The following is a 16,999-nucleotide window of genomic DNA, read 5'->3' on the forward strand; positions in this document are numbered from 1 at the left end:
AGAATTGAGATGAATAGCATGAACCAAAGTATCGCCAATGAAGTGCCCTCCGAGGATGACTCAGTCGCACCGGTGGCAGAGAGTCAGCCCGCTGATACTGTAATTGAGGAAGGCAAGACCGTCGGCAAGCCGTTCGCAGACAATGCCAAGTTTTCCTTGCGCGATGTTGAAGTGTTCTATGGTGAAAGCCGGGCCATCAAGAAGATCAGCCTGGACATTGCCCGGAACCAGGTCATGGCGTTTATCGGGCCGTCAGGCTGCGGCAAGTCCACGTTCCTGCGTTGTCTGAACCGGATGAACGACAGTATTGAAATCTGTAAGGTCAAGGGTTCTTTGCAGCTGGACGGTCAGGATATTTACGATTCCAAGCGCGACGTGGTGGAGCTGCGTGCTCGGGTGGGCATGGTGTTCCAGAAGCCTAACCCGTTCCCGAAATCGATCTATGACAACGTCGCTTACGGCCCCCGGATCCATGGCCTTGCCAACCGTAAGGCCGACCTTGATGAAATCGTGGAAAACAGCCTGCGCAAGGCGGGGCTGTGGGAAGAGGTAAAAGATCGGCTGGAGGCTAATGCCACCGGCATGTCCGGTGGTCAGCAGCAGCGTTTGTGCATTGCCCGCGCCATCGCCGTTAATCCGGAAGTGGTGTTGATGGATGAGCCCTGTTCAGCACTGGACCCGATCGCTACGGCAAAAGTTGAAGAACTGATCGCCGAGCTGTCCGAGAGTTACACCATTGTGATCGTGACTCACTCCATGCAGCAGGCTGCTCGGGTTTCCCATCGCACGGCTTACTTCCACCTTGGGCACCTGGTGGAAGTGAACGAGACCAACAAGGTATTTACTTCGCCGCAACACGAACTGACTGAATCCTACATTACCGGTCGCTTCGGCTGATCCCGGCGCAGAGGAACATTGGAGAACAAACGTATGCCTATAAAGAAGGACGATGTTTACGGGGATCATATTTCCCACAAGTTCAATGACGAACTGATGGAGCTCAAAACCGAGTTCCTGAAAATGGGCGGAATGGTCGAATCCCAGGTCGAGCACGCCATTCAGGCTCTGATGGACAGCGATGGTCACCTGGCCGAAGAGATTCGGGCCAAGGATAAGCGTGTCGACCAGATGGAAGTGGCCATCGACGAGGAAGCCACCCTGATCATTGCGCGCCGGCAGCCGACTGCGCGGGATCTGCGCCTGGTGATTTCGGTCATCAAGATGGTAGCAGACCTGGAGCGGGTTGGTGACGAGGCCAAGAAGATCGCCAAACTGGCAATCAAGCTGTCAGAGGAAGGCCAGGCCCCGCGTGGCTATGTGGAAGTGCGCCATATCAGCACGCACGTTCTGACCATGCTGCACGATGCGCTGGACGCCTTTGCCCGTCTTGATTCCGAGCAGGCGCTGCGGATTATGAAGGAAGACAAGCGGGTGGACGAAGAGTATCAGGCCGCGGCCCGGACCCTGCTGACGTTCATGATGGAAGACACGCGCAACATCTCTCGCTGCATGTCAGTGATGTGGGTGCTGCGCGCGTTGGAGCGGGTTGGTGATCACGCCTGCAACATCGCGGAGAATGTGATCTTCATGGTGAAGGGCGAGGACGTCCGTCACACCTCGGTCGAAGAAGCCGAGCGGGTGGTGGGGCGCTAAGCCCCACTCAGTCCCTGTTTTTTCAGACTACGCCTGCTTCATCCGGTCGGTGTAGGGCGGCCAGCCCATAGGTTTGCCAGCCAGCAGGTGCAGATGGATGTGAAACACCGTCTGCCCTGAATTCTCCCCGCAGTTCATCACCGTACGATAGCCGTCTTCGGCGAACCCCATCTCTTTAGCCAGTTTGCCAGCGACCCAGTAGAGGTGGCCGACCAGTTCGCGGTCGTCTTCACCGATGTCGTTGATGGTGGCGATGGCTTTTTTCGGGATCACCAGCAGGTGCACCGGTGCCTGGGGGTTGATATCCCGGAATGCCAGGCTGATGTCATCTTCGTAGACGATATCTGCCGGGATTTCCCGGTTGATGATCTTGGTAAACAGCGTTTCTGACATGGTGGCTCCTGAATGATGCTGGGTTTGCTCGTGAGCGTAAATAGTGCTGTGTCTCCGGCCGTCAGAGCTGACGCAGGCCGGGAATCCGGTCGATCAGCTGGCTGAGCCCGGCCGGTAATCTTTCATCAATGCCCATAGCATAGCGCGCCACCTGATTGCGGGCGAAGGGCAGGGCGCGGGCGGCGCCGAGACCCAGGTTGCGCAGCAGGTGCAGGGGTGGCACGCGATTGCTGAACAGATGATAGAACAGGTCCATGGTCATCATCATCCGCCGGTTGGCCGGACGTCGCAGTGCTTCATACTGCTGTAACCAGGCCGGATCGGCCAGGTCCGTGTTGGCCCGGGCGGCCTCTTTGAGCTGCCCCTGCAGGCACTGGGCATCCTGAAAACCGAGATTCACGCCCTGGCCTGCCAGGGGATTGATCGTATGGGCAGAATCGCCGGCCAATACCACCCGGCCCGAGAAGTAGCGTTTGGCGTGTTGGCGCGCAATGGGAAAGCTTGCTCGGGCCTCGAGGTGCGTGAGCTGGGGCAGTTCCGGCGGGAACGCTGTCTGGATGTCCTGCAGCAAATGTTCTTCGGGCAGCGCCTTGAGCCGCGCTAATTCCTCCGGAGAGTCGTACCAGACCAGTGATGCCCAACTTTCGCCCGGGTGGTCGGGTTCGGCGCTGTGCAGTGGCAGGAAGGCTCTGGGCCCGCTGGGACAGAATCCCTGCCAGGTGATGTCATCCACCGGACCCTGGTAGCGCACCGACATCACCATGGCCTGCTGCGCATACTGATTGCGGTTGATGCCAATACCAGCCAGGTCCCGGATTTTTGATTGTGCGCCGTCGGCGCCCACGACCAGTTGTGCCTCCAATCGCTGGCCGTCATCCAGAATCAGGGTGGCGGTCGTGTCGTTTTCTTCCAGCGCGACGACGCTCAATCCGGTCAGTGTCGTGACGGTGTCCTGCGCTTGTGCTGATTGCCAGAGCGCCCGTTGGGTCACCGAGTTTTCGACGATGTGGCCCAAGTGGCTGCCGCCCAGGCCGGCAGCGTCAAATTCGACGCGGGTCAGTTGGCGGGGCATCAGCTTGCTGAGCGGGTGACGGGTTTCGTCCCAGACGGCGAGTCGGCGGTAGGGGGTGCTGCGCATGCTGGTGATCTGGTCCCATGCGTCCAGGCTATCGAGATAGCGTTGGCTGCCGGCGCTGAGTGCCGACACCCGGATATCTGGCGCTGCGTCTGGGTCAAAGGCTGGGGCTTCCAGGCGGTCGATCAAACAGACCCGGAAGCCTTGTTGGCCCAGGCCGGTTGCGAGGGCGGCGCCGACCATGCCAGCGCCAACCACCACTATGTCAAATGCGTGCGTCATATTGGGTTCCTGTCTGAAGCCACCAGTTTACGCGATGGCACAGCTCAGACAAGCGACCCGAGGGGGCAGTCGTGTAGCTTTAGTAGCCGGCCACAGTGGGTTCACTGGGTCGCAGATCTTCAGGGCGCCGCCGACCTTTCGCCAGCCACGCGGGTTTCTTGGTTCCTGGTTTTTTGAAGCCTGATTCAAGATCATCGGCTGGACCAGAGTAAGGAAGTCGGATGTTTTCATGTGCACCGATTCGGTATGACTGCCGGCGGCAAAGGCCAGCTCTGGTTGTTCAGTCAATGCCTCACTGCAGTAGACCGACATGCCGAACAGGTTGCCGAAGGGCGGCATGGCCCCCACTTCACAGTTCGGGAAGCGGTCCTTGAACTCCTGTTCGTCAGCCAGATCAATGAAGTCGGTGTCGAGGATTCGGGATAGGCGGTCCCAGCGAATACGCCAGGTCGCGGGCATGACCAGCATGGCCATCTTGCCGTCCAGCTCGATGATGACGGTTTTAACAACACGGTCGCCGGCTATTTTTACGTGGTGCGCCAGTTCCTGGGCGGTAAACGCAGGGGGGTGTGAGAGGCACATGTACTCCACGGCGGCCTCATCGAGAAAGTCCTTCAACTGCTGTGCGGGCATAGTGACAGCCTCCTACCAGCAATGACAGCGTTTCGGGGCCGTTGTGATGTCTGTGACGGGCCCGGACGGCCTGGTGGAGCCCGTAAACTCCACCATTAACCGTCATCTTAGTCGAGGATCCGCGGTTTGCGAGTAACCAGATGTATCAAAGCGCAACGGTGTTTGCCGATTACTCTTGCTGATCACTCGGCCTTGTACATGTGCACGTCGCGCTGCGGGAACGGAATGGTGATGCCTTCGGCGTCAAAGGCTTTCTTCACTTTTTCCTGCATGTCCCAGTAGTATGGCCACAAGTCATCAGTAGGTACCCAGACTCGGAACATCAGATTGACGGAGCTGTCTCCGAGACTGCCGACGCAAATACGGGGAGCCGGATCCGTGAGGCTGCGATCGTCTTCTTCCATTAAGCGCTTCAGTATGGATTTGGCCTTATCGATGTCGTCGTCGTAGCCGATGCCGAAAGTCATGTCGCAGCGGCGATTCTCATAGATGCTGACGTTCACCAGGGTGGCATTGGAAAGGCTGCCATTGGGGATCACGATACGACGGTTATCGAAGGTGTTAACGATGGTGTAAAGAATGCTGATCTCGTCAACGGCACCCAGGAATCCCTGAGCTTCGATGGTATCGCCCACCTTGAACGGCTTGAAGATCAGTATCAGTACACCGCCTGCGAAGTTGGAGAGGCTGCCCTGCAGAGCGAAACCAATTGCCAGGCCGGCGGCACCAATGATGGCGACGAAGGAGGTGGTGGCGATGCCCACCATGGAGGCCACGGAAATGAGCAGAAGAATCTTGAGGACCGCACTGATCAGGCCACACAGGAACTTGTTCAGGGTTGGGTCTTTCTTGCCAAGCTTGACGTCGAGCACGCCGACAAAGCGGTTGATCAGCCACAGGCCAATGAACAGCGTAACGATGGCCAGAACGACTTTGGGTGCGTAAGTCATTGTCAGGGAAATGGCTTGCTCGATCAGCTCTGAAGCACTGCCTTCAGATCCGAATAGGTCTTCCATAGGGGGACTCCTTGTTCGTTAGTTTTGAGATTGACCCAAGGGTAAGGGAAATAGGCTCATGAAAAAAATGCGTTTTCTGCATTGTTTATAGCAGACAAATGTTTTACCGGCCTGCCCGCAGGATCTTGGTTGGATCCTGATAGTGCCTTGCATGAACCTTCAGAAGATCCTGATCGGAACTTGGGTTACGGCCGGGTCTACGCAGTTGCGCCAGAATTGGCCCACTCGATGATGGTTTTCGGGCCTCCTCGGACAAGAATTCGACCCTGTTTCTTGTTCAACTGGTAGTCGTACATGGGGTCGTAGTAGTCCTGGAGCAGGGCCTGAATCCAGACATCGTGGCCGCTGAGGTCGTGCTGGCGGTGCTGAAGGGTCAGGGCGTCTTCCATCACTTTCCTGAGCTTTTGATGGCGTTCACCGCCTAGTCGTTTGCGAATGCGGTCAAGGGCGCTCAGCAGATACTCCTGGAAATTCAGCCAGCCATTTTCCTCGCCATCGCGGGAAAGGTAGTCGGCACACATGCCCTCGACGTAATCCTCGCGGATGATGGTGGTGCGTTCTTCCAGCGAGCGTTCCAGTACCAGCAGGGGGGTCGCTGAAATCCGCTCGCGCAGAGTCTCCGGCAACGCACAGCGCCCTACAAGGCGGCTCTCGTCTTCGAGCTGCACGGGCCCGGTCTGGAAGTGATGGGCCTTCAGCAGGGCAATCGCGAGACGGTTCTCAAAATCGATCTGTGACGGCTGCGGGGTAACCTGGCGACCAAAACTTGAACCGCGATGGTTGGCCAGGCCTTCGAGATCCACCGGGTTGGGCATCTTCTGCAGAACCCGGGTTTTGCCGGTACCGGTCCGGCCACTCAGGACCTGGAATTCGCCAGCTTCAAGACGCTGCTCCAGGCTGTCGATGAGAAAACGCCGCAGGGCCTTGTAGCCGCCCTGAACCAGTGGGTAGTCAATGCCTGAATCCTTGATCCACTGTTGGGTCAGGCGTGAGCGCAAACCGCCGCGAAAACAGAACAGGTAGCCTTCCGGGTGTTGTCGGACGAATTGCTTCCAGGCCTCAATTCTCTCGGCCTTGATGTCGCCGTTGACAAGCTGGTGCCCCAGTTCGATGGCCTTGTCCTGCCCCTGCTCCTTGTAGCAGATGCCCACCTGATGGCGTTCGTCATCATTCATCAGCGGGGCATTTTCGGCAGTTGGAAAACTGCCTCTGGCGAACTCTACCGGTGCCCGGACGTCCATCAGCGGGACATCATTCAGGAACAGTGACAGGTAGTCGTCGGTGTCGGGTCTGGTTGCCATTTCAGGGTGTAACCGGTTGCGGAAAATGAGGCGCCAGTATAGCCGAACTGGCGTTTTTCTGCTCGCCGAGCGCTGTGCCACCCCCGAGAGCTGGGTACAATGGCGAGCCCAAGAAACCAATCAGTGCGGAGAGCGGATGTCCCCCGAGTGTCTTGATCAGCATTTGCGCAAAACCCTGAGCCGGGGCCGGGTGGCGGTGTCGCGGCCGGCCGGTTGTTCAAGGATTCCACTGCATCTTTTTGATCCGTCGGTGTTGGAAGGCCCGCTTAGCCACGATGAAGCCCAGGCGGTGGTGGCAGAACCGGCGTATTGGTCGTTTTGCTGGGCCAGCGGTCAGGTTCTGGCAAGCTGGATACTGGAAAATCCCGGCTCGGTGGCGGATAAGCGGGTGCTGGATTTCGGTTCGGGCTCCGGCATCGTTGCGATCGCCGCTGCTCTCGCCGGTGCCCGCGAGGTGATTGCCTGTGATCTTGATCCGGCTTCTCTGGATGCAGTGGCGGCGAACGCGGCTTTGAACGAAGTGTCGGTGACCTTGTGCGACGACTGGCAAGCCCGGCCCGATGGTATCGATGTGATGACCGCGGCAGATGTGCTGTACGATCCTGAAAATCGGCCATTGCTGAAGGTTTTCCGAAGTGCAGTGCCAACGGTTCTGCTGGCAGATTCGAGAGTCCGGGATCTGGGTGACGATGCCTATGAGCAACAGACTGTCGTGGAGGCGCGAACCTGGCCGGATCTGAACGAGTTTGGAGAGTTCAATCGGGTGCGAATTTACGTGGCGGAGCATGATTCTGGCGGGGTAAAAAATAAAGGGCAGCGCTCAGGCTACCCTTTTCAATGCTTTGTCGAAACAAGTCGGCGCTTCCTTGCGCAAAGGGCAACAACCTTGTTGCGAGTCCCTGTGCCGCTCCCTGGTGCTGGCGTCCTAGCCGGCGTTCCGAATCTACCCTTTAAGCGAGGCGTCCATGTGTCCCTGCCTCTCCCTGCAATCCTTGCAGGGGTGCGTCCAATGCGTCGTCCTTATCCTTCTCATCCTTGATGTAAACACTATAGCAATTCCTGCTTTACAGACTTGTGACGCGAGTCCGCGAGTTTTTGACACGAATTGGGCGCTATGGAATTAAATCGCTGGTATTCAATTAGTTGGCGATCTCTTGGCTGATGGGTTTCCAAGCTGCGTACGTAATTTCGCTGTATCGTCTTACGTACATGTAGGAAATATCTCACAAGGATTTGGGCGAATCTCTCAAGTCCGGGTTTTCGGCCTGTCGTAGTCCGGGCCAGGGCAACAATCCGAGTGCGATACCGGCGCCGTCAGCGGCAAGGTCCGCTAATGAAAATTCCCGGTAGGGTAGGCCGGCCTGGATACCTTCAATCGCCAGGCCAAACAGCAGTAATGCCGGGGCGAACCACAGGGCCTTGACCTCGGGCCAGGACAGGCGCGTAAGCAGGGTCAGCTCGATAAACGCGATCACGTGGTTGACCTTGTCGCTGGCCGAGGCCGGCACGGGGTAGGGGTTCGCCGTGGTAGCCAGGAACAGGATGGCTACCACGGAAATGAGCAGGGCAATTCGCCATAGTGGCCGACAGCGAAGGAGGGTTAGAACCTGGTGTTTCAAATCTGCCATGGGGGAATTTCCGTAGGCGGCCTCGGGCTGTGGGAATGGTGGCAACATGATATGCTTTGCGCCCCGTCACTGTCATTGAAGCGGAGGGCCTACCGGAATGCTCAAGGGTAATTTTTTTCGAGGACTGGGCTATCTGGGAGAAGGCTTCCGGCTGATTCGACAGCCTGGCCTGCGCCTGTTTGTCATCATCCCCCTGGTTATAAACGTCCTGCTGTTTGGGCTGCTGTTCTATTTCCTGGCCGAAATGTTCGCCGGACTGATTGCCGCTGCCATGGGCTGGTTGCCTGACTGGGCCTGGTTGCAGGCGCTGGACTGGCTGTTCTGGCTGCTCTATGGCGCGGTCATCCTGCTGATGCTGGCCTACGGTTTTGTGATCGTGGCCAACCTGATTGGGGCGCCTTTCTACGGCTACCTGGCCGAACTCACCGAAAAACACCTCACCGGTCAGGAAGTGACCACAGAAGACAGCTGGGCTGCCATCGTCAAAGACATCCCCCGGGTGCTGCTGCGCGAGGTGCAGAAAATCCTGTACTACCTGCCGCGGGCTCTTGGATTGTTGATCATTGGTCTGATTCCGGTGGTTAACCTGGTTGCGGCCGTGCTGTGGTTCCTGTTCAACAGCTGGATGATGGCGTTGCAGTACGTCGATTACCCGGCCGACAACCACAAGGTCAGCTTCAAGGCGCTGCGGGGACTGCTGGGTGATACCCGGTTGTCGGCCTTCGGTTTTGGTTTGCCGGTTGCCCTGGCGGCCATGGTGCCGGTTCTTAATCTTGTGGTCGTGCCCGCGGCGGTATGCGGTGCCACGGCCTACTGGGTGCGCGAAAACGGCGCTACCCGACACTAATTTCTGTTTGGAGGTTTCTTGGATACGTCGGAATTTGTCATCGGTCAGCGTTGGGTCAGTCACAGTGATACCGCTCTGGGCTTGGGGATCGTCACCGATATCTCCGGCCGTCGAGTCACCCTGGGCTTCCCGGCCGCCGACGAGGAGCGCACCTACGCCATCGACAACGCGCCCCTGTCCCGGATCATTTACCAAATGGGCGAGGAGATCGAGACCTACGACGGCGAGCACTATGTCGTGCAGGCCGTTGAAGATATTGGTGGCGTGTTGATGTACCACGCCGATGACGGCGAAAACATCCAGCAAATTTCGGAAGTTAAGCTGAGCAGCTCGGTGAACTTTTCGGCACCTCACCAGCGCCTGTTTGCTGGCCAGTTCGATCGCAATGGGGCGTTCCGCCTGCGCATGGCCACGGTTCAGCACCAGGACCGGCTACGTGCCTCGCCGGCCCAGGGCCTGATCGGCGCCCGGACTCAGCACCTGCCGCACCAGATCTACATCGCTCACGAAGTGGCCAAGCGACACGCGCCTCGGGTGCTGCTGGCGGATGAAGTTGGTCTGGGTAAAACCATTGAGGCCGGCCTGATCCTGCACTACCAGCTGCATACCAACCGCGCCAAGCGGGCACTGGTGGTGGTGCCGGATTCGCTGCTGCACCAGTGGCTGGTGGAAATGCTGCGCCGGTTCAACCTGCGCTTCTCGCTGATTGACCAGGAGCGCTACGACGCGCTCAAAGACGATCAGGACGACGTCGATGCCCTGATGAGTCACATCTTCGGTGAAGAAGAGGCCGTCAATCCGTTCGAGACCGAGCAACTGGTGCTGTGCAGTCTGGATTTCCTGACCAGCAACGAGCAGGCACAGAAAGATGCGGTTGCAGCGGGCTGGGACCTGATGATTGTCGATGAGGCCCATCATCTGGCCTGGAGCCCGGAGGAAACCAGCACCGAGTACCAGGTGGTTGAGGAACTCTCCGCCGCCAGTCGTGGCCTGTTGTTGCTGACCGCGACCCCGGAACAGGTCGGCGTGGCCAGCCACTTTGCCCGATTACGGCTGCTGGATCCGGCGCGCTTCCACGACCTGGAGACGTTCAAGCAGGAAGAGCAGCAGTACGAGGCTATTAATGCCGTGGTTCGGCGCCTGCAGGACGAAGGCTCGGAGATGACCGCCGATGACCGTGCGGCGCTTCAGGCCTGGCTCGGGGATGAGCTGGATCAGCTGTTGGCCGGCGATCAGCCGCATCAGGCCATCATCGATGCGCTGCTGGACCGTCATGGGACCGGCCGGGTGCTGTTTCGCAATACCCGGGCCGCGATCCAGGGCTTCCCGGAGCGTCGCCCCTTGCCAGCACCGCTGCCGTGCCCGGAGATGTACCAGGGCCAGGCCTGGGGCCAAGATGGCCTGGCGCCGGAACAAGCCGTGGAGGAAGACCAATGGCTGTCTGACGACCCCCGCGTGGCTTGGCTGGAGAAGACACTGGCAGGCCTGCGTCCGGCCAAGGTGGTCGTGATCTGTGCCCGGGCCGAGACCGCCATAGCGCTCGAGCATTACCTGCAGCTGCGCGCAGGTATCCGCAGTGCCGCTTTCCACGAACACCTGAGCCTGATTGAGCGGGACCGGGCGGCAGCCTATTTCGCTGATACCGAGCAGGGCGCCCAAGCGCTGATTTGCTCTGAAATCGGCAGTGAAGGCCGTAATTTCCAGTTCGCGCACCACCTGGTGCTGTTCGACGTGCCGGCCAACCCGGATCTGTTGGAGCAGCGCATCGGTCGTCTGGACCGTATTGGCCAGACCGACACCGTCGATATTCACATTCCCTACCTGCAGGGCACCGCCCAGGAAGTGCAGTACCGCTGGTTCCACGAGGGCCTGAATGCTTTTGCCGAGAGTTGCGCCGTTGGCGTCGCCGTGCAGGAGCAGGTTCAGGGTCAGTGGCAGAGCGCCCTGGACGGTGACACCGCTCAGCTGGATGGCCTGGTGGCGGCCACGGCCGAAGAAGCCGCGCGCCTGCGCACGATGCTGCAGAACGGCCGCGATGCCCTGATTGAGCTGAATTCGTGCCGCCGGGACGTTGCCGATCAGCTTATCGACGATATCGACGCGGAGGAGAACTCCGCTCAGGTCCGTGATTACATGATGGAAGCGTTCGACATACTGGGCGTGGATGTGGAGGATCACAGCGATCATTCCGATGTCTTGCGTCCGGGCGAGCAGTATCACGCCGGGCACGTGGCCGAGCTGCCGGAAGAGGGGATCACCGTGACCTGGGATCGGCAGCAGGCCCTGGAGCGGGAAGATCTGGCGTTCATGAGCTGGGAGCACCCAATGGTCACCGGCGTAATGGACTCGGTAACCAGTTCCGGCCTGGGCAAGGCCGCCCTGGCTAATCTCTCGGTCAAGGCGTTGCCGGCCGGCACGCTGCTGATGGAAGCGCTGTATACCGTGCATTGCCCGGCGCCAGAATCGTTGCAGCTGTCGCGCTATCTGCCGGTCTCGCCCCTGCGCCTGCTGGTGGATGTGAATGGCAAGGAATTGTCCAAGGCGTTGCCCCATGACCAGCTGAACAAACTCAGCTCCAACATCCGGCGCCGAACCGCTCAGGCCATCGTGCCGCAGATCCGGCCCCAGGTTGAAACCATGGTCGATCACGCCGAGCGTCTGTCGGAGCCCCATCTCGAACCCTTGAAAAAGCAGGCTCTGGAGCGGGTAGAGGCAAGTTTTGAGCCTGAAATTCGTCGATTGGAGGCGTTAAAGGCCGTAAATCCGGCGATCCGGGATGAGGAGATCGATTATTTCCGCACCCAGCTTGACGCCGCCCGGGATGCCATAGGCAGCGCCAGTCTGGCGCTTGAGGGCATTCGGGTGATCGTCACCTCCTGATTTTGGATGAGGCAGGGATAACATACTGATTTGCGACCGCTGTTAAGCGCTCATCTGATGAGGTAGTGTGGGCGTACCTACTTTCGTCTAAGTATGTTACGAACCATGGATGACTGAGAGAACCTATGATGACCTTCATTCTGTTTGTTGTGGCGTTGGCCGGCCTGCTGGTCGTGATGCGTCGTGAATCTGGTGCCACGCCGGCTATTGGCGTGATGGTTGTGACGGGACTGCTTTCCTGGATTTTTGCCTCCGGTTGGCTGGCCCTGATTTTGTTTGTCGGAGCAGGTGTTACTGCTGCAGCAGGCCTGCCGGGCTTCCGGCAGAGCTGGCTGACACCGAAAATCTTCGCCACCTTCAAGAAAGTGGCGCCGAAAGTGTCAGACACCGAAAAGGTCGCCCTTGAAGCGGGTACCGTCGGCTGGGACGGCGAGCTGTTCACCGGTCAGCCCGACTGGCACAACCTGTTGATCAACCGTCACACCGGATTGAGTGAAGAGGAACAGGCGTTTGTCGACAACCAGTGCGCCCAGGCTATTTCCATGTGCAATGCCTGGGATCTGGCGGTTGAACGCGCCGATTTGCCGAAGGAACTGTGGGACTTCCTGAAGAAAGAGAAGTTCTTCGGCATGATCATTCCAAAGGAATACGGCGGTCTTGAGTTCTCTGCGAAAGCCCAGACGGCAGTGCTGCAGAAACTGGCCGCCAACGAAATGCTGATGGTGTCGGTCGGGGTACCCAATTCCCTCGGCCCAGGCGAGCTGCTGCTCAAGTACGGCACCGACGAACAGAAGAACCATTACCTGCCGCGTTTGGCCGATGGCCGTGAGATTCCTTGCTTCGGCTTGACTGGCCCTCGCGCCGGATCGGATGCCACGTCGCTGCCGGATGCCGGTATCGTCTGTAAGGGCGAGTTTAATGGCAAGGAAGTGGTGGGCATCAAGCTCAATTTCGAAAAGCGCTGGATCACCCTGGCACCCATTGCCACGGTGGTGGGGCTGGCGTTCCGTATGTTCGATCCGGATGGTCTTCTGGGCGAGCAGAAGGATTACGGCATTACCTGTGCCTGATTCCCCGTGATACCGACGGCATGGAAATTGGCCGCCGGCACTGCCCGATCGGTACGCCGTTCCTGAACGGTCCTATCAAGGGCAAAGACGTGTTCATTCCGCTGGAATACATCATCGGTGGCCAGGAAATGGCAGGCCAGGGTTGGCGTATGCTGGTTGAGTGCCTGTCTGTCGGACGCTGCATCACCCTGCCGTCCGGTGCTGCAGGCGCAGCCGCCTATTCGGTGGGTACCGCTGGTGGCTTCACCCGTATTCGACGCCAGTTCAACACTCCGGTGGCCGACATGGAAGGCGTTCAGGAGCCGCTGGCCCGGATCGCGGGCAAGACATACATTTCTCAGGCCGCCGTTAACCACACCGCGAACATGATCGATCGGGGTGAGAAACCGGCGGTGCCGTCAGCGATCCTGAAATACCACCTGACTGAGTTCCAGCGTGGTGTCCTGTCCGACGCCATGGACGTGCACGGTGGCAAGACCGTCACCCTGGGGCCGCGCAACTACCTGGGCATTGGCTTCAGTGGTTCGCCGGTGTCGATTACCGTCGAAGGCGCCAACATCATGACCCGCAGCCTGATGATCTTTGGTCAGGGTGCCATCCGCTGTCATCCGTACGTGCTGAAAGAATTGGCGGCCAAGGACGCCGATGATATCAAGGCGTTCGACGAGGCCTTCTTCGGTCACGCCGGCCTGATCTTCGGCAACGCCGCCCGAGCCTTTACCCAGGCGTTGGGTCTGGGCAAAGCCGACGTACCGTTCGACAGTGCCAGTCGCCGGTACGCCCAGGCAGTGGCTCGCTTCAGTGCGGCCTTCGGTCTGTGTGCCGATGCTGCCATGACCACGCTGGGCAGCGAATTGAAGATGCGCGAGCTGATCTCCGCACGCCTCGGTGACATGCTGTCTAACCTCTACCTGGCCTCTATGGTGCTGAAGAACTGGCACGAGGGGCAGCCGGTGGAAGGCGAGAAAGAGGTGATGGAATACAGCCTCGGCTTGCTGCTGTATCGCACCGAAAACGCGCTCGATGAGTTCCTGCAGAACCTGCCGAGCCGCCCGGTGGCGCTGGCTCTGCGAGCGATCACCATGCCGCTGGGCCGCCGTTGGGATGCACCGCACGACGACCTGTCACGGAAGTTGGCGCGGGCCATCTCCACCGATACGCCAATCCGCAAGAAGCTGATTGCCGGTGTCTGGACTGAGGACGGTGAAGGTTCGGTGGAAAATCCGCTGGCGCAGTACAACGGCCTGCTGAAGGATTACGACAAAGCTGAACAGTTGTACCGCAAAGCCACCAAGGCTTACGCCAAGGGTGAGCTGCCAATGACCGCCCTGCATCCGGAAGAGCGGTTTGAAGCGGCGCTGGAAGCCGGCGTGTACACCGAGGAAGAAGCCGACTTTATGCGGAAGTACGAAGCGGTGGTGCTGGAAATGCTGACCGTGGACGATTTTCCGTTTGATGCGTTTGCCCGCAACAAGGAAACGGTCATCGACCACAACCCGGCCTGACCGGGCCAGCTGAACCGGACTAGCCGGAGCAGTTGAAATGAAAAGGGGCGCACACAGGCGCCCCTTTTTTTGTGCCGGGCCTCCAGTCTTCAGGGCAAACAAGACCTTAACTATCCTGGTGATTGTCGGCATACTCAGGACAGGTCGCCGGTAAGGGGCGCGGCCGACGTCAGCGAATGAGGAGATTCCGAGCGGATGTGGCTTTCAGTTCTGGCAGTGAGTGCCGGCGCCGTTATCGGTGCGAACTTGAGGTGGGCCCTGGGGCTCTGGCTCAATAGTATCTATCATGCGGTGCCCTACGGCACCTTGGTGGCCAATCTCAGCGGCGGCTGGCTCATAGGTTTGTTGATCGGTTATTTCAGTCACGGCAGCTCCCTGACACCGGAGTGGCGGTTGTTTGCCATTACCGGCCTGTGCGGCGCGTTGACCACCTTCTCGACCTTCTCGCTGGAAATGTTCGCGGCCTTGCAGCAGGGCCGGTGGGGGATGGCGGTGGCCGGTATTCTGGCCCATGTGGTGGGGTCATTGTTGATGACCGCGTTCGGGATTTACTGCTTTGGTTTGGTGCGCGGTTGACCAATGATTGAGCACGATATGGGTGGGTACCACTACTTACTTAAATTATTGAAAATCCACTTGGCAACTCAAAAAATCAAGAGTACAGTTATTCGCGTAGGAAAGATTCAGTAAAGCATTTCATGAATAAGACGTACCTCCGCAGTTAGTAGTGACCGTCCTGTTTTTGATTCCGCGAGTTCTGTATTTCCGTGAACGCCAGCCTACGCCACGAGGTGTACGGCGGCAGATTAAATGATTGATTTCAGGAAGTTTAAGTATGTCTACTACTACCGGTACTGTTAAGTTCTTCAACGAAGCTAAAGGCTTTGGCTTTATTACTCGTGAAGGCGGCCCGGACGTATTCGTTCACTACAGCGCAATTCAGGGCAGCGGTTTCAAGACCCTGGCAGAAGGCCAGCAGGTTGAGTTCACCGTTACCCAGGGCCAGAAAGGTCCTCAGGCGGAGAATGTTACTGCTCTGTAATCCTTTAAGGATCAGGCATTAACAGAAAAAAGGCAGCTCAGGCTGCCTTTTTTTGTGGTTAAAACTCGCTCGTTTTGACCCGCTTTGTGATTTTTCTCCCGCTGTGTAATCTTAGTGCCCCTGTTGCTCGTTAAAACGGACGTCGAGAAATACAGGACCCTTTCATGCTTAAGACCCTCAAGAGTATCTGGATTTTCTTCTGGGCCATCCTGCTCACCGTTATTTTATTCCTGCCCATCGTTGTGGCGGCCTTGACCGGCAAACGCGGAAATGCGGCCTTTCATGGAACCCAGGTTTTTGCTTGGTGCATGCTCAAGGTTTGCGGTATCCGATTGCGGGTGCGCGGTCTGGAAAATATTCAGTCCCATCAGCGCTACGTCATTCTGAGTAACCACGCCTCTTACTTTGACCCTCCGGCACTGGTCCTCGCGCTGGGGTTGCAGTATCGCTGGGTGATCAAAAAGGAGCTGCGCAAGGTGCCGCTGTTTGGTCTGGCGCTGGAGACCTCTCGCAATTTGTTCATCGATCGATCCAAGGGTAGCGCTGCGCTGGAGAGTATCAAACAGGGTGTTGCCCAATTGCCTGATGGCACTGGCATTCTGATGTTCCCGGAGGGAACCCGGTCCTGGGATGGCCAACTGCTCCCGTTCAAAAAAGGCGGATTTGTCATTGCCCGGGATGGCCAGCTGCCCATTTTGCCGGTGACCGTGCGCGGTTCCCACGATCGTCTGCCCAAGGGCAGCGCCGACTTCAGTCCGGGCGTGATCGAAATCGTCATTCATCCGCCCGTAGAAACCGCCGACGTACCTCTGGATAATTTGATGGACCAGGTGCGCGCAACCATCGCCAGTGCTCTCTAATCAGATGGCAGATTAAAAATCTCCTGATAGAAGGTCATGGCGCCTTGCCAGGAACGGTTAGCCGCCGATTCGTTGTAAGCCAGAGGAATGTCAAACTGGTCGGCAACGGCGTCCGCGCCCGGGTTGGTAAAGGAGTGCTGGACTCCCGGGAAGCTGACCAGGGTCAGGTCCGCCTCGGCCTGCTGCATTTCGGTTACCAGTCCGGCCACTTGCTCGGTGGGCACGAAAGGATCGGCGCCGCCGGTGTAGACCTGTATCCGTGCCTTGATCTGGCCAGGCTCAGCCTTGACCGGGCTGCCCAGAGAGCCGTGGAAACTGACCACACCGTCGAGATCCAGCCCCAGCCGGGCCATGTTCAGCACCACGGCACCGCCAAAGCAGTAACCCTGTGCTGCAATTCGGCTGCTGTCGACACTCTCATGGTTTTTCAACAGTTCCATGGCGGCGACAAACCGCGCTTTAACCTGTTCCGGCTCGCTGGTGGCCTCCTGCATGAACTGCTTGGCGGTGTCGGGGTGCTGCGCCAGCTTGCCAGAACCGTACATGTCCAGGGCGAAGGCGGTGTAGCCGGCCGCGGCAATCTGCTCTGCCTGTTCGCGCACAAACTGGTTATGGCCCCACCATTCATGGACCAACAGAACACCGGGGCGTTTCTGGCCGTACTCGGTATCCCAGGCAAGGTACCCGGTAAAGGTCTGGTCTCCCACCGTGTAGTCGATTGTTTCCGTGTGCATCTCCGCTCCCGCCTGCGTGTGAATGAGCATCAAGGTTAAGGCAGTAAGAACAGCTGGTCTCAGATAGTAGTGCATGGTCA

The 16,999-nt window shown here is 58.4% G+C and carries 15 protein-coding genes and 1 pseudogene; 9 read left to right on the plus strand and 7 right to left on the minus strand.

What is annotated here, in order from left to right; translation table 11 throughout:
• Positions 1 to 9 precede the first annotated feature (9 nt).
• Entirely contained in the window at positions 10 to 897 is an 888-nt protein-coding gene (gene pstB, locus AU14_RS07635; RefSeq protein ID WP_041340039.1) for a phosphate ABC transporter ATP-binding protein PstB, read from the plus strand.
• 33 nt (positions 898 to 930) lie between these two features.
• A complete protein-coding gene (gene phoU, locus AU14_RS07640; RefSeq protein WP_041340042.1) occupies positions 931 to 1,653 on the plus strand; it encodes a phosphate signaling complex protein PhoU in 723 nt (240 codons plus the stop codon).
• 27 nt (positions 1,654 to 1,680) lie between these two features.
• Here the strand turns inward: phoU and AU14_RS07645 are convergent, their stop codons facing one another.
• From AU14_RS07645 to mnmH, 5 genes are all read right to left on the minus strand, one after another.
• Positions 1,681 to 2,046 (minus strand): histidine triad nucleotide-binding protein, encoded by a 366-nt coding sequence (locus tag AU14_RS07645; RefSeq protein WP_041340045.1) that lies wholly within the window; start codon positions 2,044 to 2,046, stop codon positions 1,681 to 1,683.
• Between the two features lie 61 nt (positions 2,047 to 2,107).
• Positions 2,108 to 3,403 carry an FAD-dependent monooxygenase gene (locus AU14_RS07650; protein ID WP_041340048.1) on the minus strand — a complete coding sequence of 432 codons (1,296 nt, stop codon included), beginning with the start codon at positions 3,401 to 3,403 and terminating at the stop codon, positions 2,108 to 2,110.
• A 27-nt stretch (positions 3,404 to 3,430) separates the two neighbouring features.
• Positions 3,431 to 4,036: an aminoacyl-tRNA deacylase gene (locus AU14_RS07655; protein ID WP_236744543.1), complete on the minus strand. Its 606-nt coding sequence runs from the start codon at positions 4,034 to 4,036 to the stop codon at positions 3,431 to 3,433.
• 182 nt (positions 4,037 to 4,218) lie between these two features.
• Positions 4,219 to 5,052: a mechanosensitive ion channel family protein gene (locus tag AU14_RS07660; protein ID WP_041340051.1), complete on the minus strand. Its 834-nt coding sequence runs from the start codon at positions 5,050 to 5,052 to the stop codon at positions 4,219 to 4,221.
• Positions 5,053 to 5,249: 197 nt separating this feature from the next.
• Positions 5,250 to 6,353 (minus strand): tRNA 2-selenouridine(34) synthase MnmH, encoded by a 1,104-nt coding sequence (mnmH, locus tag AU14_RS07665; protein ID WP_041340053.1) that lies wholly within the window; start codon positions 6,351 to 6,353, stop codon positions 5,250 to 5,252.
• A 136-nt stretch (positions 6,354 to 6,489) separates the two neighbouring features.
• On the opposite strand from mnmH, the gene AU14_RS07670 reads away from it, so the two are divergent.
• Entirely contained in the window at positions 6,490 to 7,392 is a 903-nt protein-coding gene (locus AU14_RS07670) for a class I SAM-dependent methyltransferase (RefSeq protein WP_094191179.1), read from the plus strand.
• 184 nt (positions 7,393 to 7,576) lie between these two features.
• Here the strand turns inward: AU14_RS07670 and AU14_RS07675 are convergent, their stop codons facing one another.
• Positions 7,577 to 7,981, minus strand: a complete 405-nt coding sequence (locus tag AU14_RS07675; protein ID WP_041340056.1) for a VanZ family protein — start codon at positions 7,979 to 7,981, stop codon at positions 7,577 to 7,579.
• A gap of 97 nt (positions 7,982 to 8,078) precedes the next feature.
• Between AU14_RS07675 and cysZ the strand changes: the two genes are divergently transcribed.
• The 6 genes and pseudogenes from cysZ (at position 8,079) to AU14_RS07705 (ending at position 16,185) form a co-directional block, all read left to right on the plus strand.
• On the plus strand, positions 8,079 to 8,828 hold the full coding sequence (cysZ, locus tag AU14_RS07680; RefSeq protein ID WP_041340058.1) for a sulfate transporter CysZ: 750 nt from the start codon (positions 8,079 to 8,081) through the stop codon (positions 8,826 to 8,828).
• An 18-nt stretch (positions 8,829 to 8,846) separates the two neighbouring features.
• Positions 8,847 to 11,708, plus strand: coding sequence for an RNA polymerase-associated protein RapA (gene rapA, locus AU14_RS07685; RefSeq protein ID WP_041340060.1), 2,862 nt, complete (start codon positions 8,847 to 8,849; stop codon positions 11,706 to 11,708).
• Positions 11,709 to 11,833: 125 nt separating this feature from the next.
• Positions 11,834 to 14,283: pseudogene (locus tag AU14_RS23255) on the plus strand (acyl-CoA dehydrogenase).
• A 195-nt stretch (positions 14,284 to 14,478) separates the two neighbouring features.
• Positions 14,479 to 14,859, plus strand: coding sequence for a fluoride efflux transporter CrcB (gene crcB, locus AU14_RS07695; protein WP_041340062.1), 381 nt, complete (start codon positions 14,479 to 14,481; stop codon positions 14,857 to 14,859).
• Between the two features lie 259 nt (positions 14,860 to 15,118).
• Entirely contained in the window at positions 15,119 to 15,325 is a 207-nt protein-coding gene (locus tag AU14_RS07700; protein ID WP_041340064.1) for a cold-shock protein, read from the plus strand.
• Positions 15,326 to 15,489: 164 nt separating this feature from the next.
• Positions 15,490 to 16,185: a lysophospholipid acyltransferase family protein gene (locus tag AU14_RS07705; RefSeq protein WP_041340067.1), complete on the plus strand. Its 696-nt coding sequence runs from the start codon at positions 15,490 to 15,492 to the stop codon at positions 16,183 to 16,185.
• Here the strand turns inward: AU14_RS07705 and AU14_RS07710 are convergent.
• Positions 16,182 to 16,994, minus strand: a complete 813-nt coding sequence (locus AU14_RS07710; RefSeq protein ID WP_041340069.1) for a dienelactone hydrolase family protein — start codon at positions 16,992 to 16,994, stop codon at positions 16,182 to 16,184. The two genes, AU14_RS07705 and AU14_RS07710, sit on opposite strands and share 4 nt — an antisense overlap.
• Positions 16,995 to 16,999: the final 5 nt, after the last annotated feature.

This window comes from Marinobacter similis (assembly GCF_000830985.1).
In the GTDB taxonomy this organism is placed as follows: Bacteria; Pseudomonadota; Gammaproteobacteria; order Pseudomonadales; family Oleiphilaceae; genus Marinobacter; species Marinobacter similis.